The sequence below is a fragment of the Streptomyces sp. NBC_00009 genome (assembly GCF_045040855.1).
In the GTDB taxonomy this organism is placed as follows: Bacteria; Actinomycetota; Actinomycetes; order Streptomycetales; family Streptomycetaceae; genus Streptomyces; species Streptomyces aureus.
On record NZ_CP108312.1, the window covers coordinates 3470918 to 3495735 of the forward strand.

Here is a 24818-nt window from a genome sequence, read left to right on the forward strand (position 1 = left end):
AGCCACTACTCCGTGATGCGCGCGCTCACCCACGCCAGCGTGGCCGGGATCTCGCGGCGCCAGGTGTTGAAGTTGTGGCCGCCGCTGTCCAGGACGATCGACGAGATACCGGTGGGCGGCTTCACCTCGCGGATGAACCTCATCGTGTTCCCGTAGTTGCTCTCGCCGTGCCTGCTCGTGGTGACCAGCAGCGACGTGGCGGGCGGCCTCCCGTGTTCCAGGGTCCACATCAGGTCGGCGTGGCGCTCCAGTTCCTCGTCGCCGTGGAAGAGGTCGCCCGTGGTGGGGTCGATGGGCGCCTTGTAGTACGCGGACAGGCCCGCCCCCGCGCCGTAGACCCGGGGGTGGTGCATGGCGAGTTTCAGGGCGCAGTAGCCGCCCGTGGAGTCGCCCACGATGCCCCAGCCGCCGGACTTCCTGTTGACCCTGTAGTGCGCAGAGATGACCTGAGGCAGGTCTTTGGCGAAGAACGTCTCCGTCTGCGGGCCGCGCGGCACGTCCACGCACTCCGTGTCCCGCGGCGGCGCCACGGTCGGGCGCATCATCACCAGGATCATCGGCCGCATCGCGCCCGCCCTGGCCTGCTCGTGGGCGGTGGTCGGGTAGCGCAGTCCCTTGATGAGCGCCTCGGCGGTGCCGGGGTAGCCAGTGAGGACGACCGAGGCGGGGAAAGTGTGGTCCCTGTAGCGGCCCTTGAAGTACTCGGGCGGCAGATAGACGTACGCGGACGTGGCGATGTGCGAGCGCTTCCCGACGATGTCGACCTTCTGGATCTGGCCGCCGACCTTGGGCCGTGAGCCGCCCGGCACGTTCACGTACCGCGTGCCGACCACCTGCAGGGGCCCCCGGGTGCTCACTGCGCCGAGGTCGGTGACCACGCCCTGGCCCTGCTCCCGCCCGAGGAGGTCGTCCCACGTGGCGTAGAACCCGAACGCCTGGTTGACACCGAGGCCGGCCGAGAGGAACAGCGCCAGCTGCGTCGCGAGCAGCAGGCCCACCCGCCCGGCGACGGATCCCCAGGTGCGGCACGCCAGGCGTGGCCACAGCCAGACCGTGCCGGCGAAGAGGAGCACGGCCAGAATGACCGCAAGCGCAACGACCTTGCTGCTCGTGAGACCCATCGTGCTGTACCCGCCTGCGCTTTCTGGCTTCTGAACCTTTTCCGCCGGTTTACCTGGCCGAGTGAACCCGCCTCCCACAAGTCCCGTCCTAGAGGGCGCAATGTGGCCGGATGCCGGAAATGGCACCGGCTTCGAGCTCTCTCGCGGAACTACGGGATGCGATGTCTGTCAGGATAGATGCCGATATGTCAGGCGAGGTTCCGGGCAGAACGCAGCATCTGCGCCGGATACTGCGGGGCCCCCGGCCCGAGGCCGTCCCCACCCTGATCGCCCGGGCCTGCATCCTCGTCGGACTCCTCGACATAGCGGCGGGCGTCTTCCCGCGGTTCCGGCACAGCCGCATGTACGCGCTGGCCGAGGTCCTGCCCGGCGCCCTCGGCCCGTTCGCGGCCGCACTCGCCATCAGTACGGGCGTCCTGCTGCTCCTCCTCGCGCACGGGCTGCGCCGCCGAAAGCGGCGGGCCTGGCGCGCGGCCGTGGTGCTCCTGCCACTCGGCGCGCTCGCGCAGTTCGCGTACCGGCACTCCCTGTTCGGTGTGCTGATCCCGCTCGTACTGCTCACGATGCTGCTGCGCCACCGGAGTGAGTTCGCGGCGCTGCCCGACCCGCGCAGCCGCTGGCGGGCGCTGGCGAACTTCGTGCTCATGGGCGCCGGTTCCATCGTCATCGGCCTCGCCATCGTGAGCGCCCACCCCAAGAAGCTGGTGGGCGACCCGAGCCTGTCCGACCGTCTGGAACACGTCCTGTACGGCCTGTTCGGCATGGACGGGCCCGTCGACTACGCGGGCCGCACCTCCTGGACCGTGGCCTGCTCGCTCGGCGCGCTCGGCCTGCTCACCGCGCTGACGACCATCTATCTGGCGTTCCGCCCCGAACACCCGGCCGCACGTCTCACCGAGGACGACGAGGCGCGGCTGCGCTCCCTCCTGGACAAGCACGGCGCCCGGGACTCCCTCGGCCACTTCGCGCTCCGCCGCGACAAGGGGGTCGTCTTCTCGCCCAGCGGCAAGGCTGCCGTCTGCTACCGCGTCGTGTCGGGCGTGATGCTCGCGAGCGGCGACCCCGTCGGGGACGTCGAGGCGTGGCCCGGAGCCATCGAGCGGTTCATGGACGAGGCCAAGGCCCACTCGTGGACCCCGGCCGTCATGGGCTGCTCCGAGACGGGCGGCGAGGTCTGGACCCGCGAGACCGGCCTCGACGCACTCGAACTGGGCGACGAGGCGGTGGTGGACACCGCGGATTTCTCCCTGGCCGGGCGTGCGATGCGCAACGTACGCCAGATGGTCAAGAGGATCGAGCGCAATGGCTACGAGACCCGGGTGCGGCGCATCCGTGACCTCGGCGACCAGGAGCTGGAGCGGATCAGGCGCGCCGCCGACGACTGGCGCGGCACCGACACCGAACGCGGCTTCTCCATGGCGCTCGGCCGCATCGGCGACGCCGCGGACGGCAACTGTCTGGTCGCCACGGCTCACAAGGCCGACGACCCGGCCGGACGCCACGGCGACCTGAAGGCCGTACTCCACTTCGTCCCCTGGGGCACCGACGGCGTCTCCCTCGACCTGATGCGCCGCGACCGCGCCGCCGACCCCGGCATGAACGAACTCCTCATCGTGGCCGCCCTCCAGGCCGCCCCGAAGCTCGGCATCACGCGGATCTCGCTGAACTTCGCGATGTTCCGTGCCGCCCTCGCGCGCGGCGAGAAGATCGGCGCGGGCCCGGTCCTGCGGGCCTGGCGCGGGCTGCTCGTCTTTCTGTCCCGCTGGTTCCAGATCGAGTCGCTGTACCGGTTCAACGCGAAGTTCCGGCCGCGCTGGGAGCCCCGCTTCGTGGTCTACCGCTCCCCGCGCGACCTGCCCCGGATCGGCTTCGCCGCCATGCAGGCGGAGGGCTTCGTGAACCTCGGCATGCCGCGCGTCCTGCGGCGGCGTACGGCCGCGCCCCGGCCCTGCGCCCACGACGGCGCGCCCGACGGCGGTCCGCGCGGGGTACGGGCCGCCTGAGGCCGGTCCGGTATCCCTCCGTGGCACGGCCACCGGGCCGCCGGGCCTAGGCTTGAAGGCATGAGCACGTCGCAGGGCCGTCGCGGCCACGTCATAGGCCTTCCCGAATGGGACCGCTGCGCGGTCATGGGAGTCGTCAATGTGACGCCCGATTCCTTCTCCGACGGGGGCCGCTGGTTCGACACGACGGCCGCCGTGAAACACGGCCTCGACCTGGTCGCACAGGGCGCCGACCTCATCGACGTCGGCGGCGAGTCGACCCGCCCCGGCGCCACCCGCGTCGACGAGGACGAGGAGCTCAAGCGCGTCATCCCCGTCGTGCAGGGCCTGTCCTCCGAGGGCGTCGCCGTGTCCGTCGACACGATGCGCGCCTCCGTGGCCGAGCGCTCCCTGGCGGCCGGCGCCTCCCTCGTCAACGACGTCAGCGGCGGCCTCGCCGACCCGGCGATGATCCCCGTCGTCGCCGCGGCGGGCGCCCCCTTCGTCGTCATGCACTGGCGCGGCTTCCTGGAGGGCGGCAACGTCAAGGGCACCTACGAGGACGTGGTCTCAGAAGTCGTCGCCGAGCTCCACGCGCGCGTGGAGGCCGTCATCGAGGGCGGCATCGCCCCCGAGCGCATCGTCGTCGACCCTGGCCTCGGCTTCTCCAAGGAGGCCGCCCACGACCTGAAGCTCCTGGCCCACCTGGAGGAGCTGCGCGCGCTCGGCCACCCCCTGCTGGTCGCCGCCTCCCGCAAGCGGTTCCTCGGCCATGTGCTGGCCGGCGACCAGGGCGCCCCGCCCCCGGCCCGCGAGCGCGACGCCGCCACGGCCGCCGTCTCCGCGATCGCGGCCCATCAGGGCGCCTGGGCGGTCCGCGTCCACGAGGTCCGCGCCACGGCGGACGCGGTCCGTGTCGCCCGCGCCGTAGAGGGAGCCCAGTGACCCCACCGAGGGAGCCCGAGGAGCCGCGCGGTGCGGCAGCCCGGCGCACCGACGCGGAGGCCGTGGACCGCGCAAACCGCGCCTTCTACGAGGCACTGGAGCGGGGCGACTTCGAACTGCTGACGGCGCTCTGGCTCGCCCCCGAGGACGTCTCGTACAGCGAGGACTCCGACGAGGTCGAGGACACGTCCATCAGCTGCGTGCACCCCGGCTGGCCCGTGCTCACCGGCCGCGGCGAGGTCCTGCGCTCGTACGCGCTGATCATGGCGAACACCGAGTACATCCAGTTCTTCCTCACGGATGTGCACATCAGCATCGTCGCCGACACCGCTCTGATCACCTGCACCGAGAACATCCTCAGCGGCGGCCCGGCCCCCGAGGAGGGCGACGAACTCGGCCCGCTCGTCGGCCAGCGCGTCGTCGCCACAAATGTGCTCCGTCGCACACGTGACGGCTGGAAACTGTGGTCACACCACGCGTCGCCCGTACTCGCCGAGTCCGAGACCGAGGGCGACGCCGACGAGGAAAGCGACGAGACACCCTCCTGAGTGGCTCCTGACGGGGTAGGCGGGTACACGTGGCCCCCACGTGATTGCCGGAGCGCGCTGGTGGGTAGGGGCGGCTACCAGCGGTGAGCCGCCCTGTCCATAGCCCCCGCGGGCGAGCGCTGTCGGTGCTCGCAGGTAGATTCGATCGAGGCTGGTGTGCCGACCGCACTCGGTACGAACCCGCCGCTACCGACGATTGCAGGAGTGATTCGCGTGGATCGTGTCGCGCTGCGCGGCCTCAAGGCCCGCGGGCACCATGGCGTCTTCCCCAAGGAACGTGAGGAAGGCCAGACCTTCATCGTGGACCTGGTGCTCGGACTGGACACACGCGCGGCCGCGGCCGACGACGACCTGGCGAAGACCGTGCACTACGGCATCGTGGCGGAGGAGGTCGTGGCCGTCGTCGAAGGCGATCCGGTCGATCTCATCGAGACGCTCGCCGAGCGCATCGCCGGGACGTGCCTGAAGCACGAAGGAGTCCTGGAGGTCGAGGTCTGCGTCCACAAGCCGGACGCCCCGATCACCGTCCCCTTCGACGATGTGACCGTCACCATCACCCGGAGCCGAGTATGACTGCATCTTTCACCGAGGGATCTTTCACCGAGGGTCAGAGCGACCCGACGGTACAGCCGGTGCCCGCCTCCGTGGTCGAGCAGGTGGATGCGGCCGACACCACACTCTCCAACCCCAAACGCGCGGTGCTCGCCCTCGGCTCGAACCTGGGGAACCGCCTCGAGACGCTCCAGGGCGCCATCGACGCGCTGGAGGACACCCCCGGCGTCCGCGTGAAGGCCGTCTCGCCCGTCTACGAGACCGAGCCGTGGGGCGTCGAGCCGGGCAGCCAGCCCGCGTACTTCAACGCGGTGATCGTGCTCCGCACGACCCTTCCCCCGTCCTCCCTCCTGGAGCGGGCGCACGCCGTCGAGGAGGCCTTCCACCGCGTCCGTGACGAGCGCTGGGGCGCCCGCACGATCGACGTCGACATCGTCACGTACGCCGACGTCGTCTCCGACGACCCGGTCCTCACGCTCCCCCACCCGCGCGCGCACCAGCGGGCCTTCGTCCTCGCACCCTGGTTCGACGTGGAGCCGGAGGCGCAGCTGCCGGGCCACGGGCCGGTCGCCGAGCTGCTCGCCGCGGTCACCCGCGAAGGCGTCGCGCCGCGCGCCGACCTGGAACTCCAGCTGCCCGAATAGTCGTTAGGGTCATGCGGGCACACGAAGACAGCGCGGGGACTGAGGGGCGACCACCGGAATGAAGCAACTGCGCATCAGGACGCTGGCCGGCCTCTTCCTGGTCGCCGGTGTACTGAGCTGGGCGGGCGCCCGCCTGTGGGATTCGATCGGCACGCTGCCGAGGGTCCCGCTGGCGGCGCCGATCGTCCTCGCCGTGATCGCCGTCATCCTGCTGGCGACCGCGCTCTCCATCCGGGCCCGGCTGCGCGCCCAGCGCGAGCGGCGCCCCGGCGCCAAGGGCGTCGACCCGCTGATGGCGGCCCGCGCCCTCGTCTTCGGCCAGGCCAGCGCCCTGGTCGCCGCCCTGGTCGCCGGGATGTACGGCGGCACGGGCGCCTTCCTGCTCGAGCACCTCGACGTCCCGGCCCGCCGCGACCAGGCGATCTACGCCGGTTTCTCGGTCCTCACCGGCATCGCCGTGATAGCGGCCGCCCTCTTCCTGGAGCGCGTCTGCAAGCTCCCTGAGGACGACGACGAGGACCACGGCGGGGCCGCACCGGCGGCCTGACCCGCCGAGGGCGCCCGCCGAGGGCCCGGGGGCCACCGGGGTCCCGCAACGCGCCTGCCGCGTCCCCGCAGGGGCTCAGCGCGCGATGATCAGGCTCATCGCCTCGTTGCGCGTCGCCGGGTCGCGCAGCTGGCCGCGCACCGCGGACGTGATGGTCTTCGCGCCCTGCTTGCGCACCCCGCGCATCGTCATGCACATGTGCTCGCACTCGACGACCACGATCACACCGCGCGGCTCCAGGATCTCCATCAGGGAGTCGGCGATCTGCGTGGTCAGACGCTCCTGGACCTGCGGGCGCCGGGCGTAGACGTCCACGAGGCGGGCCAGCTTCGACAGGCCCGTGATCTTGCCGTCGCTCGACGGGATGTAGCCGACGTGGGCGACGCCGACGAACGGCACCAGATGGTGCTCACAGCTGCTCTGGACCTCGATGTCCTTCACCAGGACCATCTCGTCGTGACCGAGGTCGAACGTCGTCGTCAGGACGTCCTCTGGCTTCTGCCACAGGCCCCCGAATATCTCCTTGTACGCCCGCGCCACCCGCGCCGGCGTCTGCTTGAGGCCCTCGCGGTCCGGGTCCTCCCCGACAGCGATGAGCAGCTCACGCACGGCGTTCTCGGCGCGCTTCTCGTCGAACTCGCCGATCGGACCCTCGCCGTCCAGCGTCACCGGGTCGGTCATCTGTGCCTCTTCCTTGAACAAAGAACCGCGTCCCCCACACCGTAAGGCGTGGGGGACGCGGTTATCCATTCCGGGTGATCAGGCCTCGGGGCTGTCCGTAGGAGCGATGTCCAGCCCGGACTCGACGCCCGTTGCCGCGCCGTTCGAACCGTTCGTCAGTGACAGCTCCCTGGGGGAGAGCACCGGCGGGCGGGTCGAGGGGGTGCGGCGGGAGGAGCCGGTCCACGCGGGGCGGGCCGGGCGCTTCACGATCGGAGCGAAGATCTCGGCGATCTGCTCCTTGTTCAGCGTTTCCTTCTCCAGGAGCTGGAGCACCAGCTGGTCGAGGACGTCGCGGTTCTCGACCAGGATCTCCCAGGCCTCGTTGTGCGCGTTCTCGATGAGCTTCTTGACCTCTTCGTCGACGAGCGCGGCGACCTCTTCCGAGTAGTCGCGCGGGTGCGACATCTCCCGGCCCAGGAAGGGCTCGGTGTTGTCGCCGCCGAACTTGATCGCGCCGAGCCGCTCGGTCATGCCGTACTGCGTGACCATGGCCCGCGCGGTCGTGGTCGCCTTCTCGATGTCGTTCGCCGCGCCCGTGGTCGGGTCGTGGAAGACCAGCTCCTCGGCCGCGCGCCCGCCCAGCATGTAGGCGAGCTGGTCGAGCATCTCGTTGCGCGTGGTGGAGTACTTGTCCTCGTCGGGCAGGACCATCGTGTAACCGAGGGCCCGTCCACGGGACAGGATCGTGATCTTGTGCACCGGGTCGGAGTTGGGCGAAGCCGCCGCGACCAGGGCGTGTCCGCCCTCGTGGTACGCGGTGATCTTCTTCTCCTTGTCGGACATGATCCGGGTCCGCTTCTGCGGGCCCGCCACTACGCGGTCGATCGCCTCGTCCAGCATCGAGTTGTCGACGAGCTTGAGGTCGCTGCGCGCCGTGAGGAGCGCCGCTTCGTTCAGCACGTTCGCCAGATCGGCGCCGGTGAAGCCCGGGGTACGCCGGGCGACGGCGGAGAGGTCGACATCGGGTGCGACCGGCTTGCCCTTCTGGTGAACCTTGAGGATCTCCAGACGGCCCTGCATGTCCGGGCGGTCGACCGCGATCTGCCGGTCGAAACGTCCCGGGCGCAGCAGTGCCGGGTCGAGGATGTCGGGCCGGTTCGTGGCGGCGATCAGGATGACGCCGCCCTTCACGTCGAAGCCGTCCATCTCGACGAGCAGCTGGTTGAGCGTCTGCTCGCGCTCGTCGTGACCGCCGCCGAGACCCGCACCGCGGTGCCGGCCGACAGCGTCGATCTCGTCGACGAAGACGATCGCCGGGGCGTTCGCCTTGGCCTGCTCGAACAGGTCACGGACTCGGGAGGCACCGACACCGACGAACATCTCGACGAAGTCGGAACCCGAGATCGAGTAGAAGGGAACCCCCGCCTCACCGGCTACGGCGCGCGCGAGCAGCGTCTTACCGGTTCCGGGCGGGCCGTAGAGCAGCACACCCTTGGGGATCTTGGCGCCGACGGCCTGGAACTTCGCCGGCTCCTGGAGGAACTCCTTGATCTCGTGGAGCTCCTCGACTGCCTCGTCCGAGCCCGCCACATCGGCGAACGTCGTCTTCGGGGTGTCCTTGGTGATGAGCTTCGCCTTGGACTTCCCGAACTGCATGACTCGGGAGCCGCCGCCCTGCATCTGATTCATCAGGAACAGGAAGACGACGACGATCAGGACGAAGGGGAGCAGGGAGAGCAGGATCCCCACGAAGGCGTTCTGCTTCGTCGGAGCGACGGTGTACCCGTCGGGGATCTTCTTGTCCTCGAACTTGGCCTGCAGATCCTTGGCCACCTCGACGCCCTGGTCGCCGATGTAGCTCGCCTGGATCTTGCTGCTGCCCTGGACCTTCTGGCCGTCCTTGAGCTCGACCTTGATGTTGTTTTCGTCGCCGGTGGTCAGCTTGGCCGACTGCACCTTGTTGTCGTCGATGGCCTGAATGACCTGGCCGGTGTCCACTGTCTTGTAGCCACCGGACGAACCGACGACCTGCATCAACACGACCACGGCAAGGACGGCCAGCACGATCCACATGACCGGCCCACGGAAGTATCGCTTCACGTCCATCCATACGGAGCGATGCCGCCCCGTCCCTCCTGCCATAGTGAGTTTGATAAAGGCTGTTTTGAAGACTGTTCTTCGGACGGTACCCCAGCATTGTCACCCGAAGCCGCAGGGGACGGCTGAGAATCTCGCCCACGCATGCTCCAACGGCGGGGAACCCGCAGGGGTTCCCGACCGTCTCACATGGCTTCGGCGGCCGCTCAGCCGCCGTAGACGTGGGGAGCCAGAGTGCCGACGAACGGCAGGTTCCGGTACTTCTCCGCGTAGTCCAGGCCGTACCCGACGACGAACTCGTTCGGGATCTCGAACCCGGTCCACTTCACGTCGATGGCCACCTTCGCCGCCTCCGGCTTGCGCAGCAGCGTGCAGACCTCGAGGCTCGCGGGCTCGCGGGTGCCGAGGTTGGTGAGCAGCCACGACAGCGTCAGGCCGGAGTCGATGATGTCCTCGACGATCAGGACGTGCTTGCCCTTGATGTCGGTGTCGAGGTCCTTGAGGATCCGCACGACGCCGGACGACTGGGTGCCCGCGCCGTACGAGGACACCGCCATCCAGTCCATCGTGACGGGGGTGGACAGCGCACGCGCCAGGTCCGCCATGACCATCACGGCGCCCTTGAGGACACCGACGATCAGCAGGTCCTTGCCCGCGTATTCCGCATCGATCTTCGCGGCCAGCTCGGCCAGCTTCGCGTCGATCTCTTCCTTGGTGATGAGCACCGACTGAAGGTCGGTGCCCATGTCTTTCGCGTCCACCCGCATCACTTTCGGTCGTCCCACCGGCCGCTGAAGGACTCGCGCCCCTCGTCAGCCTTGCCGGATGACCAGTCTGCCACCCTGCCGCTGAGCCACGACCTTGCCGGGGAGGTTGATCTCCCCCTGGCCGCGCCAACCGGTGATCAAACGGTCGACCTCTTCGATGTGCCGGGCGAACAGAGCACCCGCCGGGGCGCCGGCCTCGATGGCCGCGCGGCGCAGTACACGGCGGCGTACGGCGGGCGGCAGCGCGTAGAGCTTGGCGCACTCCAGGAGGCCCGCGGGGTCCCGCACCATGGCTTCGGCCTGCGCGGCCCACGTGTCCAGGGCGTCGGCGTCGTCACGGGACAACTGGGCCGTACGGGCGAGCGCCTCGACGACGCCCTTGCCGAGCGCCTTCTCCAGGGCGGGCAGCCCCTCGTGGCGCAGCCGGGAACGTGTGTACGCCGGATCGGCGTTGTGGGGGTCGTCCCAGACGGGCAGCGACTGGGCCATGCACGCCTTGCGGGCGGTCTGGCGGTCGACGTGCAGGAAGGGCCTGCGGTAACGGCCGTCGACCCCCGAGGTCGCGGCCATTCCCGACAGAGAGCGGATGCCGGAGCCGCGGGCGAGGCCGAGCAGGACCGTCTCTGCCTGATCGTCGCGGGTGTGGCCCAGCAGGATCGCGGCGGCGCCGTGCTGTTCCGCGGCGGCGTCGAGCGCGGCGTATCTGGCGTCCCTCGCGGCGGCTTCGGGCCCGCCGTCGCGGCCGACGTGCACGGCCGCGGACTCGACGGGGTCGAGGCGCAGGGCGGTCAGCCGCGCGACGACTTCGGCGGCGCGGAGATCGGAGCCGGGCTGCAGACCGTGGTCGACCGTCACACCACCGGCGCGGATGCCGAGCTTGGGGGCCTCGAAGGCGAGGGCGGAGGCGAGCGCCATGGAGTCGGCACCGCCGGAGCAGGCGACAAGCACCAGGGGCGGGGTGCGCGGGGCTTCTGGCACCGTGTGGGGGGCGCTGGCGCCGTGGTCGTTGAGTACGTCGTGGAGTACGCGGCGGACCGCCAGGCGTATCGCCGCGACCGCAGGATGGGGACCCATGTCCGGTTCCCTTCATGAAGTTTTCGGTGGGGGTGTGGCTCGGACTAGTCACTCAACAGTGACTCGGTGATTTCAGTCACTCAGAGTGTGTCGATGGTGACAGAGCCGAGCCATTCCCCGAGCATTGCACGCCTACCCACGGCCCACGGTCCCTCGGATGGGTGATTACGGGGGCGTCCTCCTGCCGTTGGCCGTATTTGTTTCACGACCCTGCCTTACGGTGCACCCTCCGACTTGCGGTGCACCCGCGCGACCCAGTCCGCCGGTTTGGCGATCTCCGCCTTGGTGGGGAGCGTGTTCGGCGATGTCCATACGCGATTGAATCCGTCCATACCCACCTCGTTCACCACGGCCCTGACGAACCGCTCGCCGTCGCGGTACTGGCGCAGCTTCGCGTCGAGGCCCAGGAGCTTGCGCAGCGCCAGGTCCAGGCGGGACGCACCCTTCTGACGGCGCTCCTTGAACTTCTCCCTGATCTCGGCCACCGACGGCACCACCGCGGGCCCGACCCCGTCCATCACGAAGTCCGCGTGCCCTTCGAGCAGCGACATCACGGAGGTGAGCCGGGCGAGGATCTCGCGCTGGGCCGGGGACTGCACGAGCTCGACCAGGGAGCGGCCCCCGTCGTCACCCTCGCCCTGCTCGCCCTCGGGGCGTGCGCCCGCCAGGGACTGGGCTGCCTCCCGGATGCGCTCCAGGAACGTCATCGGGTCGACGTCGGTCTCGGCGAGGAATGACTGGATCTCGCCCTCGAGGTGGTCACGCAGCCAGGGCACGGCCGTGAACTGCGTGCGGTGCGTCTCCTCGTGCAGGCACACCCAGAGCCTGAAGTCGTGCGGATCCACGTCGAGTTCGCGCTCCACGTGCACGATGTTCGGCGCGACGAGGAGCAGTCTTCCGCCGCCGTTCGGCGCGGCCGGCAGGTCCCGGGTGGCGGGGGCGAAGGTCTCGTACTGCCCGAGGACGCGGGAGGACAGGAACGACAGCAGCATGCCGAGCTCGACGCCCGTGACCTTGCCGCCGACGGCGCCGAGGACCGCTCCGCCGGGGCCGGAGCCGCGCCGCTCCTCCATCTTGTCCAGGAGGGGCTTGAGGAGCTCCCTGAACCCCGCCACGTTCGCCCGGACCCAGCCGGGGCGGTCGACGACGAGGACGGGCGTGTCGTGCACCTCGTCGGTCGCCATCCGTGTGAAGCCGCGGACGTGTTCCTCGGAGGCCTTGGCGTGCCGGCGCAGCTCCGCGACGATGGCTCGCGCCTCGTCCCGGGTCACCTCCGGACCCGGCCGCACGAGTCGGGTCGCGGTCGCCACCGCGAGATTCCAGTCGACCATCCCAGAAGCACCACCGATGCTCGTCATGCGTCAACCGTACGTGCTCGGGTCCTGGTGCACAGGGGCTTGGCCCCGGACAGCGCCCCGGTTGTGCCCCCTAGGGGACACGGCCGGGACGGACGGGGCCGGGGTGCTGGGCGGGTCAGCGGCAGCCGCAGTTCGCGACCGTCGACGCGAGCCGGTCCAGGGCCGCCTGAGCCTGTCCCGGGTTCACGGTGCCGTCCGTCATGAACGCGAAGACCAGGAGCCGACCGTCCGCGTCGACGACCGTTCCGGCCAGCGTGTTCACCCCGGTCAGCGTGCCGGTCTTGGCCCGTACGAGGCCGATGCCCGCCGCGTCGGCCGCGTCGGTGTACCGCTTGCTCAGCGTGCCCGTGAAGCCGGCGACGGGCAGTCCGGTGAGGACCGGGCGCAGCCCGGGGCGCTCGCGTTCGACGGCGTGCGCGAGGACCTGGGTGAGCAGGTCGGCGGAGACCTTGTCGGCGCGGTCGAGGCCGCTGCCGTCCGCGAAGTGGCTTCCGGAGAGCGGGAGTCGGAGCTTGTCCAGCTCCTTGCGGATCGCCGCGCCCCCGCCGTCGAAGCTCGCGGCCTCGTCCGTGGTGAGCGCCACCTGGCGGGCCAGGGCCTCCGCGATGTCGTTGTCACTGTGCGTCAGCATGCGCTCGACCAGGGCCGACACGGGCGGCGACGACACCTTGGCCAGCTTCTCGGCGTTGCCCGACGCCTTGCCCGGGCCCGGCTCGCCCTTCGTCTTGATGCCGCGGTCGTGCAGCAGATCCGCGAACTTCCGCGCGGCGGCGGCCGCCGGGTCGGACTCGCGGGGCGCCGGGCCGCTCGACGAGTCGTCCATGCGCGCCTCGTCGGCCATGAGGGCGCTGACCGGCGCGATGTTCTCGTTGGGCCCGATGGGGTGCAGGAGCGGCCCCGAGTAGAGCGAGGTGTCGTACGAGAGCGTGATCTCGTCCGTGTCCCGGTCCTTGAGTTCCTTCGCGGTGGCGTCGGCGAGGGCGCGCAGGCTCGCGTTCGGTCCGGCGTCCTTGCGGGCGGTGAGCGTGGGGTCGCCGCCGCCGACGAGGACGACCTGGTGCGCCGACGAGTCGGGCTCGATGACGGTCTTCGTGTCGATGCGGTGGTCGGATCCCGGCATCGACAGGGCGGCGACCGCCGTGGCGAGCTTGGTGGTCGACGCGGGCGTCAGGGCGTCGCCGGAGCTCTTGCCGTACAGCCGCTCGCCGGTGGCCGCGTCGACGACGGCCGCGGTGCGCCGCTTGCCGAGGGCCGGGTCGTTCAGGAGCGGGTCGAGCACGTCGGCGAGCGCGCCCTTGGTGGGGCCGGGGACCGAGCCGCCCGGCGGCGCGAGGACGGCACGGGCGCTCGGGGCGGCGTCCGGCTCGTCGGAGCGCCCGCCGCGGCCGTGATCTGTGCCACCCCCGGCCTCCTGGGACACAGCCCGGCGCGCCTCCGCCGTACGCTGACCGCTGGAGTCCCACGGACCGGCCGAGGCCACCGCCACGGCCGAGAGCGCCAGGCCCAGGGTGGCAGCGCCCGCTGTGAGCTGCCAGGTCTTGACCTTCGTAAGCACCTTCACTGCCTGTGAAACTGCCTGCGAAGCCTTGAGCTCGGGCACCACGGACCAGCCCCTTTCGCGATCACACACCTGCGTGAGGGACACTTAACCACCAGTCGTATGTGTTGATCATGGAGGAGCCACCGGTGGAGTTCGACGTCACGATCGAGATTCCGAAGGGTTCGCGGAACAAGTACGAGGTGGACCACGAGACCGGTCGGATCCGCCTGGACCGTCGACTCTTCACCTCGACCAGCTACCCGGCCGACTACGGATTCGTCGAGAACACGCTCGGTGAGGACGGGGACCCGCTGGACGCGCTGGTCATCCTGGAGGAGCCGACCTTCCCCGGCTGCCTCATCAAGTGCCGCGCCATCGGCATGTTCCGGATGACGGACGAGGCCGGCGGCGACGACAAGCTGCTGTGCGTCCCCGCCTCGGACCCCCGCGTGGAGCACCTGCGCGACATTCACCACGTGTCCGAGTTCGACCGCCTGGAGATCCAGCACTTCTTCGAGGTCTACAAGGACCTGGAGCCCGGCAAGTCCGTCGAGGGCGCCGACTGGGTCGGCCGCACCGAGGCCGAGGCCGAGATCGAGCGGTCCTACAAGCGCTTCAAGGACGAGGGCGGTCACTGACCTCCCCCCGCCACGCACGGGCCGTCCGACTCCTTTCGGGGGTGGGGCGGCCCGTTCGCGTATCTGTGCTCATACTGAGGCGTACCGGGAGGTGCGCAGGCGTCATACGAAGGGCGAGTTGGTGACGGAGCGGGAGCCGGAGGCGGCCGAAGACCGCAAACCGCAGTCGGACGAGGCACGCAGCGCCTTCACCCCGCCGCCCGGGGTGGTGCCGCAGACCCCGGCGCCCGAGCAGGACGAGTCACAGACGACGTCCGAGTTCGCGCTCCCCGACGGGCTCAGCACCCCGGCCGCCGCACCCGCCGACACCGGCGGTTCGGCCTTCACGCCCCCGCAGACCTACAGCTCCCGGCACGCGCCGCCCGCGTTCACACCCGCGCACGGCATCCCCATGGTCAAGCTGACCAAGGAGGCGCCCTGGCAGGACCGGATGCGCACGATGCTGCGCATGCCGGTGGCCGAGCGTCCCGCGGCCGAGCCCGTGCAGAAGCACGACGAGGAGGGCCCGGCCGTTCCGCGCGTCCTCGACCTGACCCTGCGTATCGGCGAGCTGCTCCTCGCGGGCGGTGAGGGCGCCGAGGACGTGGAGGCGGCGATGTTCGCCGTGTGCCGCTCCTACGGCCTCGACCGGTGCGAGCCGACGGTGACGTTCACGCTGCTCTCGATCTCGTACCAGCCGTCGCTGGTCGACGACCCGGTGACCGCGTCACGGACCGTGCGGCGGCGCGGCACCGACTACACGCGCCTCGCGGCCGTGTTCCAGCTGGTGTACGACATCAGCGACCCGGAGGTCGAAGTCTCCCTGGAGGAGGCCTACCGGCGTCTCGCCGAGATCCGCCGCAACCGCCACCCCTACCCCGGCTGGGTGCTCTCCGCGGCCACCGGGCTCCTGGCGGGCGGCGCCTCGATCCTCGTCGGCGGTGACCTCATCGTCTTCGTCGCGGCGGCGCTCGGCGCGATCCTCGGCGACCGGCTGGCCTGGCTGTGCGCGGGCCGCGGGCTGCCGGAGTTCTACCAGTTCACCGTCGCCGCGATGCCGCCCGCCGCCATAGGGATCCTGCTGACCCTCGCGCACAACCTCGTGGACGTACGCGCCTCCGCGGTGATCACCGGTGGGCTGTTCGCGCTGCTGCCGGGGCGGGCCCTCGTGGCGGGCGTGCAGGACGGTCTGACCGGCTACTACATCACCGCGGCCGCGCGCCTGCTCGAAGTCATGTACTTCTTCGTCGGCATCGTCATCGGTGTCCTGGTCGTGCTCTATCTCGGCGTCCAGCTGCACGCGCAGCTGAACCCGGAGGCGGCCCTCCAGGTCATCGACCGCCCCTACTGGCAGATCGCGGCCTCGATGGCGCTCTCGCTCGCCTTCGCCGTCCTGCTCCAGCAGGAACGCTCCACCGTGCTCGCGGTGACGCTGAACGGCGGTGTGGCGTGGGTCGTGTACGGGGCCATGCACGTCGTCGGCGGGATCTCGCCGGTCGCCTCGACCGCGGCGGCTGCCGGGCTCGTCGGCCTGTTCGGGCAGCTCTTCTCGCGCTACCGGTTCGCGTCCGCGCTGCCGTACGTGACGGCGGCGATCGGGCCGCTGCTGCCGGGTTCCGCGACGTACTTCGGTCTCCTTGCCATCGCGCAGAACGATGTGGACGCGGGTCTGGTGTCGCTGACGAAGGCGGCGGCTCTCGCCATGGCCATCGCGATCGGGGTCAACCTCGGGTCTGAGATCGCGCGGCTGTTCCTGCGCTCGCCCGGCGCGGCGGGGCGCCGGGCGGCGAAGCGGACCCGAGGGTTCTAGCACTCCGCTTTTTCTCTGGAACTAGGACGCTGCGAGGCGCCCTGGCGGTCTAGCGCTTCGCGTGGCGGCCGCGCTGGCCCTGCGGCGGCGTCTGCTGCTGGGGCATCGCCGCCTCGGCCTTCTTCGACTTGCTGCGCGCCCTCAGGAACTCGATCCCGATGGGGACCACCGAGACGAGGACGATCAGGATCAGGATCGCCTCGATGTTCTTGTGGACGAACTCGATGTTGCCCAGCCAGGAGCCGAGGAGCGTGACGCCCGCGCCCCAGAGCACGCCGCCGATGATGTTGAACGTGATGAACGAGCGGTACTTCATGCCGCTGACGCCCGCGATGATCGGCGTAAAGGTGCGGACGATGGGCACGAAGCGGGCCAGGACCAGGGACTTCGGGCCGTACTTCTCGAAGAACTCGTGGGCCTTGACCACGTTCTCCTGCTTGAAGAGGCGGGAGTCCGGGCGGTTGAACAGCGAGGGGCCGACCTTCTTGCCGAAGAGGTAACCCGCCTGGTCACCGAGGATCGCGGCGACGCAGATCAGGCCGACGGCGCCCCACAGGGGGAAGTCCAGCGTGCCGGCGGTGATCAGCAGTCCGCAGGTGAACAGCAGGGAGTCGCCCGGCAGGAAGAAGCCGATGAGCAGGCCGGACTCCGCGAACACGATCAGGAGCAGGCCCCAGATGCCGAACGTGTTGAGCAGGTGGTCCGGGTCCAGCCAGCTTGGTCCGAGAGCAAGCGTCGTCACGGTTCCGGACTCCTGAGGGGTGGTGAAGCGAGGGCAATGGCGGTGCAAAGTTATCAACGCCGGATGACGGCACCAGGTTCCAGCGGCCCTCCCAGGATGCACTGTGCGTCAACTGTGGCAAACCTGTGTGTATGGGTATCGAAGACTTCGGCGGCGGCCAGAATCCGCAGACGGATGTGCTCGTCGTCACCACGAACGACGTGCCGGGCTACCGGGTGGAGAAGGTGATCGGCGAGGTCTTCGGCCTCACCGTCCGCTCCAGGCACCTGGGCAGTCAGATCGGCGCCGGCCTCAAATCGATGATCGGCGGCGAGCTGAAAGGCCTCACCAAGACGCTGGTGGAGACCCGTAACCAGGCGATGGAGCGGCTCGTCGAGCAGGCCCGCACGCGGGGCGCCAACGGGGTGCTGATGTTCCGCTTCGACGTGACGGAGGCGGCGGACGTCGGCACGGAGGTATGCGCGTACGGGACGGCGGTGGTGATCGCGCCGATGTAGCGCGGCTACGCGTTGCGGGCGGCGTTCGCGTGGATCGCGTCCCGCAGGTGCTCGGCGACGCCCTCACCCATGGAGTCGTAGAACGCCTTGAAGCGTTCGTCGGCCACGTACATGTCGCCGAAGCAGACGTGCATCTCGTAGGAGACCTCGAAGTAGTTCTGGCTGACGTGCTGCCGGTGCTCCTCGGCGAGGGCCATCGCCGCCTCGCCGGACGGCTGCTCGCCGGCCGCCACGAGCGCCGCGTACCGCCGGCCCCAGTCGTCGACCTCCGCCTGGATGCGCTGCCAGTCCTCCTTGGTGTACGTGGCCGCGCGGCGCTGGGACTCGGCCCAGGCCTCGGTGTTCCCCCAGCGCTGCTCGGCCTCCTCCTGGTACTGCTCGGGGTCCTTGTCCCCGAAGACCTCGAAGCGCTCTTCCGGTGTGAGCTGGATTCCCATCTTCTGTGCCTCCATGGCGTGTTCGACAGCGTCGGCCATCTTCTGCAGCTTCTCGATACGGGCGGTCAGCACCCGGTGCTGGCGCCGGAGGTGTTCGCGCGGGTCGGTCGCCGGGTCGTCGAGCAGGGCCTGGACTTCGTCCAACGGGAAGCCGAGCTCCCGGTAGAACAGGATCTGCTGGAGCCGGTCCAGGTCGGCGTCGCTGTAGCGCCGGTGACCCGCGTGACTGCGCCCGACCGGCGCGAGCAGGCCGATCTCGTCGTAGTGGTGCAACGTGCGCACCGTGACGCCGGCGAACCCGGCGACCTGCCCCACGGAGTAGCTCACGGCTCCCGCCCCCTCCCTGTCGTTGTCGGTACGGGTCCCAGCGTGCAGCCTCACGTCACGTGAGGTGCAAGCGGCATTTCCTCCGGGTGTTGTGCGGCTTTCGTCCGCTTATGGTGTGCCGGTGACCACCGACGCGCAGGCCGCGCCCCAGGAGAGCACCCCGGCACGGACGTTGCTCCCGCTGGTCGTCCCCGCGCTCGTCGTGGGCGTCGCGTGCAGCCTGCTGTTCCTCGGCGTGAGCGAGCTCGCCGAGAAGCTCCAGCACGTGCTGTGGAAGGACCTGCCCGACGCGCTCGGCATCGGCGGGTACTCCTCGCTCTGGATGATCGTCATGCTGACCGCGACCGGCATCCTCGTGGGCCTCGTCGTCTGGAAGGCGCCCGGTCACGCGGGCCCCGACCCGGCCACCATCGGGCTCGCGAGCGCGCCGCTGCCGCCGTTCGTGCTGCCCGGGCTGCTCGTCGCGACCGCGCTGATGCTGGCCGGCGGGCCCAGCCTCGGCCCCGAGAACCCGATCATCGCCGCCAACATCGCCCTCGTGTTCTGGCTCGGCGCGAAAGCCCTGCCGGCCGTGGCCCCCGCGCTGTGGGCCTCGCTGGCCGAGGCGGCGACGCTCGGCGCGCTGTTCGGCACGCCCGTCGCCGCCGCCCTCGTCATCTCCGAGGCCCTCGCGGGCAGGAAGATCAGGGGCTCGCTGTGGGACGCCCTGTTCGCGCCGCTCACCGCGGCCGCCACCGGCGCGATGACCACGGCCCTCGTCGCACACCCCACCTTCGACCTCGGCCTGCCCTCCGTCCCCCGGCCGGACTGGGGCGACCTCCTCGCCTCCCTGGTGATCGCCTCTGCGGCCGCGGTCCTCGGCATGGCGGCCGTCTACGCCTTCCCTCACACGCACGCCGCGTTCGGACGCCTCAAGCACCCCATGCTGATGCTGCCCGCGGGCGGGCTCGTGCTCGGCCTGCTCGGCGCGCTCGGCGGACATCTCACGCTCTTCAAGGGCCTCGACGAGGTCGCCGAGCTGGCCCGGCACCCCGACGGCTGGTCGGCCGGCCAGTTCGCCCTGATGACGGTGGTGAAGCTGGCGGCCCTCCTGGTCGCCGCCTCCTGCGGCTTCCGCGGCGGCCGGATCTTCCCCGCGGTCTTCATCGGGTCGGCCTTCGGCCTCCTCGCCCACGCGCTCGTGCCGGGCGTGCACCCCGCCGTCGGAGTCTCGGCGGGCGTCCTCGGCATCCTGCTCGCCATCACCCGGCAGGGCTGGATCAGCCTGTTCACCGCGGCCGTCCTCGTCGCGTCCCCGGCGATCATCGCCCTGCTGTGCATCGCCTCGCTGCCGGCCTGGCTCCTGGTCACCGGACGCCCCCAGATGCAGCTGCGCGACGACGGCACGTCCGTGCGCTGAGCGGTACCGCCGAACGGCGCGGCCGCGCTCTCTCGCCGGGCGGTACGCCCCACCCCTCCGTATCCTCGCGATGAGGTCACGACCCCGTATCGAGGGAGCCCGCGACGATGCCGCTGCACCACGGTCCCCACCAGCACGACGAGCACCCGATGGCCGTCAACCCCTTCTACGGCGAGGCCAATCCGGTCGGCGGCATGACCGACGCCCCGCCCAAGCACCGGCTGCCCGACGACCCCATGCCACCCTCGACGGCGTACCAGCTGGTCCACGACGAGCTGATGCTCGACGGCAACGCACGGCTCAACCTCGCCACCTTCGTCACCACTTGGATGGAACCGCAGGCCGGCGTCCTGATGGCCGAGTGCCGCGACAAGAACATGATCGACAAGGACGAGTACCCGCGCACCGCCGAGCTGGAGCGGCGCTGCGTGTCGATGCTCGCCCACCTGTGGAACGCGCCCGACCCGGACGGCTCCGTCGGCTGTTCGACCACCGGGTCGAGCGAGGCGTGCATGCTCGCCGGGATGGCCCTCAAGCGCCGCTGGATGAAGCGGAACGCCGACCGCTACCCCTCCAAGCACGCCCGCCCGAACCTCGTCATGGGCATCAACGTCCAGGTCTGCTGGGAGAAGTTCTGCAACTTCTGGGAGGTCGAGGCGCGCCAGGTCCCCATGGAGGGCGACCGCTTCCACCTCGACCCGCAGGCCGCCGCCGAGCTGTGCGACGAGAACACCATCGGCGTCGTCGGCATCCTCGGCTCGACGTTCGACGGCTCGTACGAGCCGATCGAGGAGCTGTGCGCCGCCCTCGACACCCTCCAGGAGAAGACCGGGCTCGACATCCCCGTCCATGTCGACGGCGCCTCCGGGGCCATGATCGCGCCCTTCATCGACCCCGAGCTGGTCTGGGACTTCCGTCTGCCGCGGGTGTCGTCCATCAACACGTCGGGCCACAAGTACGGCCTCGTCTACCCCGGGGTCGGCTGGGCCCTGTGGCGTACGGCGGACGACCTGCCGGAGGATCTGGTCTTCCGGGTCAACTACCTGGGCGGCGACATGCCTACCTTCGCCCTCAACTTCTCCCGGCCCGGCGCGCAGGTCGTCGCGCAGTACTACACGTTCCTGCGCCTGGGCCGCGAGGGCTACCGAGCGGTCCAGCAGTCGACCCGGAACGTCGCCCGGGGCCTCGCCGAACGCATCGAGACCCTCGGCGACTTCCAGCTCATCACGCGCGGCGACCAACTACCGGTCGTCACCTTCACGACAGCACCCGAGGTGAAGGCGTACGACGTCTTCGACGTGTCACGCCGCCTGCGCGAATTCGGCTGGCTCGTGCCCGCGTACACCTTCCCCGCGCACCGCCAGGACCTGGCGGTGCTGCGACTGGTGTGCCGCAACGGCTTCTCGGCAGACCTGGCCGCGCTCTTCCTCTCCGACCTCAACCGCCTGCTGCCCGAACTGCGCCAGCAGGCGCACCCGCTGACCCGCGACAAGGAAGCGGCGACCGGCTTCCACCACTGACACTGTTTACGGGCCCCATCCGCTGAGCCCTGTTTGCTGAGCGCCGCACATGCTGAGCCCTATTTGCTGAGCGCCGCGAACTTCCGTACCGCCAGCGGGAAGAACACCGCGAGCAGCGCGAGCGGCCAGAGCACCGCGGCCCACAGGTGCCCCGGCTCCCCACCAGGGCCGCCGAACAGGTCCCGTACGGCCGTCGCCGTGTGCGACATCGGGTTCCATTCGACGACCGTGCCCAGCCAGCCGGGCATCGAGCCGGGCTCGGCGAGCGCGTTCGACAGGAACCCGACCGGCCAGACCAGGATCTGCACGGCCTGCACCAGCTCCGGCTTCCCCGCCACCATCGCCAGGTGGATGCCGATCCACAGCATCGCGAACCGGAAGAGGAGCAGCAGGCCGAGCGCGCCCAGGAGGGCCCCGGTCGAACCGTGCGGACGCCAGCCGATCACATAACCGACGCCGGTCATCACGACAAGCGCGGCGGCCGACTGGAGCATGTCGGCGGCCGAACGGCCCACCAGCACCGCTCCGTTGACCATCGGCATCGATCTGAACCGGTCGATCACACCCTTGTTGAGATCCTGCGTCACCGCCAGCATCGTCGCCTCGAGCCCGAATGCCATGGTGAGCGCGAGCATGCCCGGCACCAGATAGTCGACGTACTCGCCCTCGACGCCCTTGCCGCCGCCGATCAGGAAGCCGAACATCAGCAGCAGCATCACCGGGAAGACCAGACCCACCACGATCTGCGTGGGCTGCCGCGCCCAGTGCGCGAGCTCGCGCCGCGTCATGGTCCACGAGTCGGCGACGGCCCAGCTCATCGGCGTACTCATGCGGTCACCTCCGGCCGGTCCGCCACGTGTCCACGTTCCGCCGTGTCCTTCTGTCCCGGTCCCGTCAGATGCAGGAACACCTCGTCCAGGGTCGGTCTGCGCACCGCGATGTCCTCCGCCTCCACACCCGCGTCCTGAAGCGCGCGCACGGCCCTGGTGAGCGCGGCCATCCGGTCGGCGACGGGCGCGCTGACCAGCCGGCGGTCCGCGTCGACCGTGGCGCCGTCCGGCAACAGCCGTGCTACTACGTCCAGTTGGGCCCCGTTCCGCACGACGACGTCGATCCGGTCACCGCCGAGCCGCGCCTTCAGCTCGTCGGCCGTCCCCTCGGCGACGACCCGGCCCCGGTCCACGACCGAGATGCAGTCGGCGAGCTGGTCTGCCTCCTCCAGATACTGCGTCGTGAGCAGCACCGTCGTACCGCCCCCGACCAGCGAGCGCACCGCGCCCCACACCTCGGCGCGCCCGCGCGGATCGAGGCCCGTCGTCGGCTCGTCCAGGAAGAGCACCTCGGGGTCCGTGATGAGCGAGGCGGCCAGGTCGAGCCGACGCCGCATGCCGCCGCTGTACTGCCTGACCGCCTTGCGCCCGGTCCCGGCGAGGCCGAAGCGCTCAAGAAGTTCACCGGCCCGCACCCGCGCGCGCCGAGCGCCCAGGTGGTGGAGGCGTCCGAACATCTCCAGGTTCTGCCACCCGCCGAGCTCCTCGTCCACCGCCGCGTGCTGGCCGAGGAGCCCGATGCGCCGCCGCACCTCGCCCGCCTGCCGCCGCACGTCGTAACCCGCCACCTCGACCCGGCCCTCGTCGGCCCGCAGCAGCGTCGTCATGGTGCGGACGGCCGTCGTCTTGCCCGCGCCGTTCGGCCCGAGCAGCCCGTGGACGGTGCCGCGGGCGACCGTGAGGTCGAGCCCGTCCAGCGCCCACTTGTCCCCGTACCGCTTCCGTACGCCCTCGACGATGATCGCGTCGGTCATCCGGCTCCTCTCACCGAAACCCCCAGTAATCAAATTTGACTACCCCGGGAAAGGTATCCCCGCCCTCACCATTGGTCAAACTTGATTAACGCGGGTCCTCGGGGTGCGGCTCACCCGTGGCGTAGGGGTTCTCCTGCCCCTCGGCGAGCACCCCGACAAAGGGCTCACCCTCCCCCGCGAACGTGTACGCGCCGCCCTCGATCCGGCCGATCAGCCCCCGCGTCCACTCCGCGCCCGTGTCGGCCGAGTGCACCCAGAAATTCATGATCTCGCCGATGTGGCCGAGCCGTTCGGGCCCGTCCTCGGGGGTGTAGTACTCGGTGACCGCGCGCCGCCACTCCTCGATGCCGTCCACGCGCCGCCGCAGCAGCTCCACCGCTTCCCGCCGCGGCAGATCGACGATGAAGCCGAGCGCGGCCGAGAGGATGTCCGGCTTCTGGTCGTACGTCACGAGCGCCTCCCGCAGCAGCGTGAGGAACTCCTCGGTGCCCTTGTCCGTGATCTCGTACTCGGTGCGCGGCGGGCCGCCGGCCGTGGAGGGCGCGATCTCGTGCGCGACGAGGAATCCCTGCTTCGCCATCTGCTTGAGCGCGTGATAGATCGACCCGGGCTTGGCGTTCGACCACTCGTGCGCGCCCCAGTACTCGAGGTCGTTGCGCACCTGGTAACCATGCGCGCGGCCGTGCTGGCGTACGGCCCCGAGGACCAGGAGGCGGATCGCTGACATGGGCCCCAGCGTAGGACGTCACTCCCGCGCCATCGCCACCAGCTCGTACGCCGTCTTCCCGTCCAGGGACTCGCGGATGATGTCCGCGTGCCCCGCGTGCCGGGCCGCCTCCCGGATCAGATGGAGCAGCAGCCACCGCACGGACACCTCTTCCTCGTCCGGCGACCAGTGATGGCGGGGCAGCGGGAACGTGTCGTCGAGGCTCGGCACCGACCGGACGAACTCCTCGGTGGCCAGCGCCACCTTGTCCCAGTAGGCGAGGACCGACTCGACGGACTCGTCGCCCACGAGCCGGAAGCTGTCGGCCCAGTCCGCCTCGGTGCGCTGCATGTCGGGCGCGACCTGCCGGGCCCGCGCCACCCAGCCCTGCTCGGTCTCCGCGACGTGCTTGACCAGCCCGGACAGCGACAGGGCGCTGACGCTCGGCGTCGTCGCGGCCTGCTCGTCGGTCAGCCCGAGCACGGCCCGGCGGACGGCGCCGCGCTGCCCGGCCAGGAAGATCAGGAGCGTGCCGCGTTCGTCGCCGCGGATCTCCGCGTTCCCTTGCGTCGCCATCGTGGGCCGCCTTCCGTCGGTTCCGCCGCCTGTACGGACGAAGGTAGAGGGAATTGCGGTCGACTTCTGTCCCCAAGCGGCACCACTCGGGAACGCATCGCGTAGGAATTTTCCAACCTTTGACGCGTAGGGAAATTCCTACCTATAGTCGGGGCATGAGCAGCCACACGAACATCACGCACGCCTCCTTCATCACCCTCCCCGTCGCCGACCAGGACCGCGCTCTGCGCTTCTACGTCGACGCACTCGGCTTCGACGTCACGGCCGACCGTGAGATGCCGCAGGGCCGCTGGCTCCAGGTCGCGCCTGCGGGCGCGCAGACCGTCTTCACGCTGGCCGGACCGGGCATGGGGGATTTCACCCCGGGTTCGGCGCGGGGGATCATGTTGGTGACGACCGACGTCGACGCCGACTGCGCGCGGCTCACCACCGCCGGAGCCGAGGTCACGGGCCCCGACGACGTGCCGTGGGGGCGCATGGCCTCCTTCAGCGACCCGGACGGCAACGCACTGATGCTCATCACGGAGAAGGAAGGCTTCTGACGC

Annotated in this window: 24 protein-coding genes and 1 pseudogene; 12 read left to right on the forward strand and 13 right to left on the reverse strand. The window is 70.3% G+C overall.

All coding sequences use genetic code 11. The features are described 5' to 3' along the window. Positions 1-5 precede the first annotated feature (5 nt). Positions 6-1121 carry an alpha/beta hydrolase gene (locus OHA58_RS15510; protein ID WP_405479244.1) on the reverse strand — a complete coding sequence of 372 codons (1116 nt, stop codon included), beginning with the start codon at positions 1119-1121 and terminating at the stop codon, positions 6-8. 185 nt (positions 1122-1306) lie between these two features. Between OHA58_RS15510 and OHA58_RS15515 the strand changes: the two genes are divergently transcribed. From OHA58_RS15515 to OHA58_RS15540, 6 genes are all read left to right on the forward strand, one after another. Then, positions 1307-3124: a phosphatidylglycerol lysyltransferase domain-containing protein gene (locus OHA58_RS15515; RefSeq protein ID WP_405479246.1), complete on the forward strand. Its 1818-nt coding sequence runs from the start codon at positions 1307-1309 to the stop codon at positions 3122-3124. A gap of 60 nt (positions 3125-3184) precedes the next feature. Next, positions 3185-4048, forward strand: a complete 864-nt coding sequence (gene folP, locus OHA58_RS15520; protein WP_405479247.1) for a dihydropteroate synthase — start codon at positions 3185-3187, stop codon at positions 4046-4048. Then, complete coding sequence (locus OHA58_RS15525) at positions 4045-4596, forward strand: nuclear transport factor 2 family protein (RefSeq protein ID WP_405479248.1); 552 nt, start codon at positions 4045-4047, stop codon at positions 4594-4596. The genes folP and OHA58_RS15525 overlap by 4 nt, the downstream gene beginning before the upstream one ends. A 213-nt stretch (positions 4597-4809) precedes the next feature. After that, positions 4810-5169 carry a dihydroneopterin aldolase gene (gene folB / locus OHA58_RS15530; RefSeq protein ID WP_116511517.1) on the forward strand — a complete coding sequence of 120 codons (360 nt, stop codon included), beginning with the start codon at positions 4810-4812 and terminating at the stop codon, positions 5167-5169. Then, on the forward strand, positions 5166-5792 hold the full coding sequence (folK, locus tag OHA58_RS15535) for a 2-amino-4-hydroxy-6-hydroxymethyldihydropteridine diphosphokinase (RefSeq protein ID WP_405479250.1): 627 nt from the start codon (positions 5166-5168) through the stop codon (positions 5790-5792). The genes folB and folK overlap by 4 nt, the downstream gene beginning before the upstream one ends. 58 nt (positions 5793-5850) lie before the next feature. Continuing rightward, positions 5851-6339, forward strand: a complete 489-nt coding sequence (locus OHA58_RS15540) for a DUF3180 domain-containing protein (protein ID WP_266672938.1) — start codon at positions 5851-5853, stop codon at positions 6337-6339. Between the two features lie 75 nt (positions 6340-6414). Here the strand turns inward: OHA58_RS15540 and folE are convergent, their stop codons facing one another. From folE to dacB, 6 genes are all read right to left on the reverse strand, one after another. Continuing rightward, positions 6415-7020, reverse strand: coding sequence for a GTP cyclohydrolase I FolE (gene folE, locus OHA58_RS15545; protein ID WP_405479252.1), 606 nt, complete (start codon positions 7018-7020; stop codon positions 6415-6417). A 78-nt stretch (positions 7021-7098) separates the two neighbouring features. After that, a complete protein-coding gene (gene ftsH, locus OHA58_RS15550; RefSeq protein ID WP_405479254.1) occupies positions 7099-9108 on the reverse strand; it encodes an ATP-dependent zinc metalloprotease FtsH in 2010 nt (669 codons plus the stop codon). A gap of 197 nt (positions 9109-9305) precedes the next feature. Beyond that, complete coding sequence (gene hpt / locus OHA58_RS15555) at positions 9306-9866, reverse strand: hypoxanthine phosphoribosyltransferase (protein ID WP_116511523.1); 561 nt, start codon at positions 9864-9866, stop codon at positions 9306-9308. Positions 9867-9911: 45 nt separating this feature from the next. Further along, entirely contained in the window at positions 9912-10940 is a 1029-nt protein-coding gene (gene tilS / locus OHA58_RS15560; protein WP_405479256.1) for a tRNA lysidine(34) synthetase TilS, read from the reverse strand. A 215-nt stretch (positions 10941-11155) separates the two neighbouring features. Continuing rightward, the gene (locus OHA58_RS15565) at positions 11156-12298 is read right to left on the reverse strand and encodes a zinc-dependent metalloprotease (RefSeq protein WP_405479257.1); all 1143 of its coding nucleotides are present in this window, start codon (positions 12296-12298) and stop codon (positions 11156-11158) included. A gap of 115 nt (positions 12299-12413) precedes the next feature. Further along, positions 12414-13853, reverse strand: coding sequence for a D-alanyl-D-alanine carboxypeptidase/D-alanyl-D-alanine-endopeptidase (gene dacB, locus OHA58_RS15570; protein ID WP_405479258.1), 1440 nt, complete (start codon positions 13851-13853; stop codon positions 12414-12416). Between the two features lie 131 nt (positions 13854-13984). Here dacB and OHA58_RS15575 point away from each other — a divergent pair, with 131 nt between their 5' ends. Further along, positions 13985-14476 carry an inorganic diphosphatase gene (locus OHA58_RS15575; protein ID WP_100597700.1) on the forward strand — a complete coding sequence of 164 codons (492 nt, stop codon included), beginning with the start codon at positions 13985-13987 and terminating at the stop codon, positions 14474-14476. A 91-nt stretch (positions 14477-14567) separates the two neighbouring features. After that, positions 14568-16265 (forward strand): threonine/serine exporter family protein, encoded by a 1698-nt coding sequence (locus OHA58_RS15580; RefSeq protein ID WP_405479261.1) that lies wholly within the window; start codon positions 14568-14570, stop codon positions 16263-16265. Positions 16266-16344: 79 nt separating this feature from the next. On the opposite strand, the pseudogene OHA58_RS15585 reads toward OHA58_RS15580, so the two are convergent. Next, positions 16345-17007: pseudogene (locus OHA58_RS15585) on the reverse strand (DedA family protein); the annotation flags it as partial. 131 nt (positions 17008-17138) lie between these two features. Here OHA58_RS15585 and OHA58_RS15590 point away from each other — a divergent pair. Further along, positions 17139-17504 carry a YbjQ family protein gene (locus OHA58_RS15590; protein WP_405479263.1) on the forward strand — a complete coding sequence of 122 codons (366 nt, stop codon included), beginning with the start codon at positions 17139-17141 and terminating at the stop codon, positions 17502-17504. A gap of 5 nt (positions 17505-17509) precedes the next feature. On the opposite strand, the gene OHA58_RS15595 is transcribed toward OHA58_RS15590, so the two are convergent. After that, positions 17510-18268 (reverse strand): MerR family transcriptional regulator, encoded by a 759-nt coding sequence (locus tag OHA58_RS15595; protein WP_405479264.1) that lies wholly within the window; start codon positions 18266-18268, stop codon positions 17510-17512. Positions 18269-18389: 121 nt separating this feature from the next. On the opposite strand from OHA58_RS15595, the gene OHA58_RS15600 reads away from it, so the two are divergent. Both OHA58_RS15600 and OHA58_RS15605 read left to right on the forward strand, forming a co-directional pair. After that, complete coding sequence (locus tag OHA58_RS15600) at positions 18390-19667, forward strand: ion channel protein (protein WP_405479266.1); 1278 nt, start codon at positions 18390-18392, stop codon at positions 19665-19667. Between the two features lie 107 nt (positions 19668-19774). Next, complete coding sequence (locus OHA58_RS15605; protein WP_405479267.1) at positions 19775-21187, forward strand: glutamate decarboxylase; 1413 nt, start codon at positions 19775-19777, stop codon at positions 21185-21187. A gap of 59 nt (positions 21188-21246) precedes the next feature. On the opposite strand, the gene OHA58_RS15610 is transcribed toward OHA58_RS15605, so the two are convergent. From OHA58_RS15610 to OHA58_RS15625, 4 genes are all read right to left on the reverse strand, one after another. Further along, positions 21247-22017: an ABC transporter permease gene (locus OHA58_RS15610; protein ID WP_405479269.1), complete on the reverse strand. Its 771-nt coding sequence runs from the start codon at positions 22015-22017 to the stop codon at positions 21247-21249. Beyond that, entirely contained in the window at positions 22014-22991 is a 978-nt protein-coding gene (locus tag OHA58_RS15615; protein WP_405479270.1) for an ATP-binding cassette domain-containing protein, read from the reverse strand. Before OHA58_RS15615 ends, OHA58_RS15610 begins: the two co-directional genes overlap by 4 nt. 85 nt (positions 22992-23076) lie before the next feature. Next, on the reverse strand, positions 23077-23718 hold the full coding sequence (locus tag OHA58_RS15620) for a PadR family transcriptional regulator (RefSeq protein ID WP_405479271.1): 642 nt from the start codon (positions 23716-23718) through the stop codon (positions 23077-23079). Positions 23719-23736: 18 nt separating this feature from the next. Next, positions 23737-24273, reverse strand: a complete 537-nt coding sequence (locus OHA58_RS15625; RefSeq protein WP_405479272.1) for a DinB family protein — start codon at positions 24271-24273, stop codon at positions 23737-23739. A 155-nt stretch (positions 24274-24428) separates the two neighbouring features. Between OHA58_RS15625 and OHA58_RS15630 the strand changes: the two genes are divergently transcribed. Continuing rightward, positions 24429-24815 carry a glyoxalase superfamily protein gene (locus OHA58_RS15630; RefSeq protein WP_405479274.1) on the forward strand — a complete coding sequence of 129 codons (387 nt, stop codon included), beginning with the start codon at positions 24429-24431 and terminating at the stop codon, positions 24813-24815. Positions 24816-24818 lie beyond the last annotated feature (3 nt).

What these genes read in the sequence shown, in the direction of transcription:
- OHA58_RS15510 (WP_405479244.1), bottom strand. Translation starts at nt 1,121, where the DNA reads ATGGGTCTCACGAGCAGCAAGGTCGTTGCGCTTGCGGTCATTCTGGCC.
- OHA58_RS15515 (WP_405479246.1), top strand. Translation starts at nt 1,307, where the DNA reads ATGTCAGGCGAGGTTCCGGGCAGAACGCAGCATCTGCGCCGGATACTG.
- folP (WP_405479247.1), top strand. Translation starts at nt 3,185, where the DNA reads ATGAGCACGTCGCAGGGCCGTCGCGGCCACGTCATAGGCCTTCCCGAA.
- folK (WP_405479250.1), top strand. Translation starts at nt 5,166, where the DNA reads ATGACTGCATCTTTCACCGAGGGATCTTTCACCGAGGGTCAGAGCGAC.
- OHA58_RS15540 (WP_266672938.1), top strand. Translation starts at nt 5,851, where the DNA reads ATGAAGCAACTGCGCATCAGGACGCTGGCCGGCCTCTTCCTGGTCGCC.
- folE (WP_405479252.1), bottom strand. Translation starts at nt 7,020, where the DNA reads ATGACCGACCCGGTGACGCTGGACGGCGAGGGTCCGATCGGCGAGTTC.
- ftsH (WP_405479254.1), bottom strand. Translation starts at nt 9,108, where the DNA reads ATGGACGTGAAGCGATACTTCCGTGGGCCGGTCATGTGGATCGTGCTG.
- hpt (WP_116511523.1), bottom strand. Translation starts at nt 9,866, where the DNA reads ATGCGGGTGGACGCGAAAGACATGGGCACCGACCTTCAGTCGGTGCTC.
- tilS (WP_405479256.1), bottom strand. Translation starts at nt 10,940, where the DNA reads ATGGGTCCCCATCCTGCGGTCGCGGCGATACGCCTGGCGGTCCGCCGC.
- OHA58_RS15565 (WP_405479257.1), bottom strand. Translation starts at nt 12,298, where the DNA reads ATGACGAGCATCGGTGGTGCTTCTGGGATGGTCGACTGGAATCTCGCG.
- OHA58_RS15590 (WP_405479263.1), top strand. Translation starts at nt 17,139, where the DNA reads ATGGGTATCGAAGACTTCGGCGGCGGCCAGAATCCGCAGACGGATGTG.
- OHA58_RS15605 (WP_405479267.1), top strand. Translation starts at nt 19,775, where the DNA reads ATGCCGCTGCACCACGGTCCCCACCAGCACGACGAGCACCCGATGGCC.
- OHA58_RS15610 (WP_405479269.1), bottom strand. Translation starts at nt 22,017, where the DNA reads ATGAGTACGCCGATGAGCTGGGCCGTCGCCGACTCGTGGACCATGACG.
- OHA58_RS15615 (WP_405479270.1), bottom strand. Translation starts at nt 22,991, where the DNA reads ATGACCGACGCGATCATCGTCGAGGGCGTACGGAAGCGGTACGGGGAC.
- OHA58_RS15620 (WP_405479271.1), bottom strand. Translation starts at nt 23,718, where the DNA reads ATGTCAGCGATCCGCCTCCTGGTCCTCGGGGCCGTACGCCAGCACGGC.
- OHA58_RS15625 (WP_405479272.1), bottom strand. Translation starts at nt 24,273, where the DNA reads ATGGCGACGCAAGGGAACGCGGAGATCCGCGGCGACGAACGCGGCACG.
- OHA58_RS15630 (WP_405479274.1), top strand. Translation starts at nt 24,429, where the DNA reads ATGAGCAGCCACACGAACATCACGCACGCCTCCTTCATCACCCTCCCC.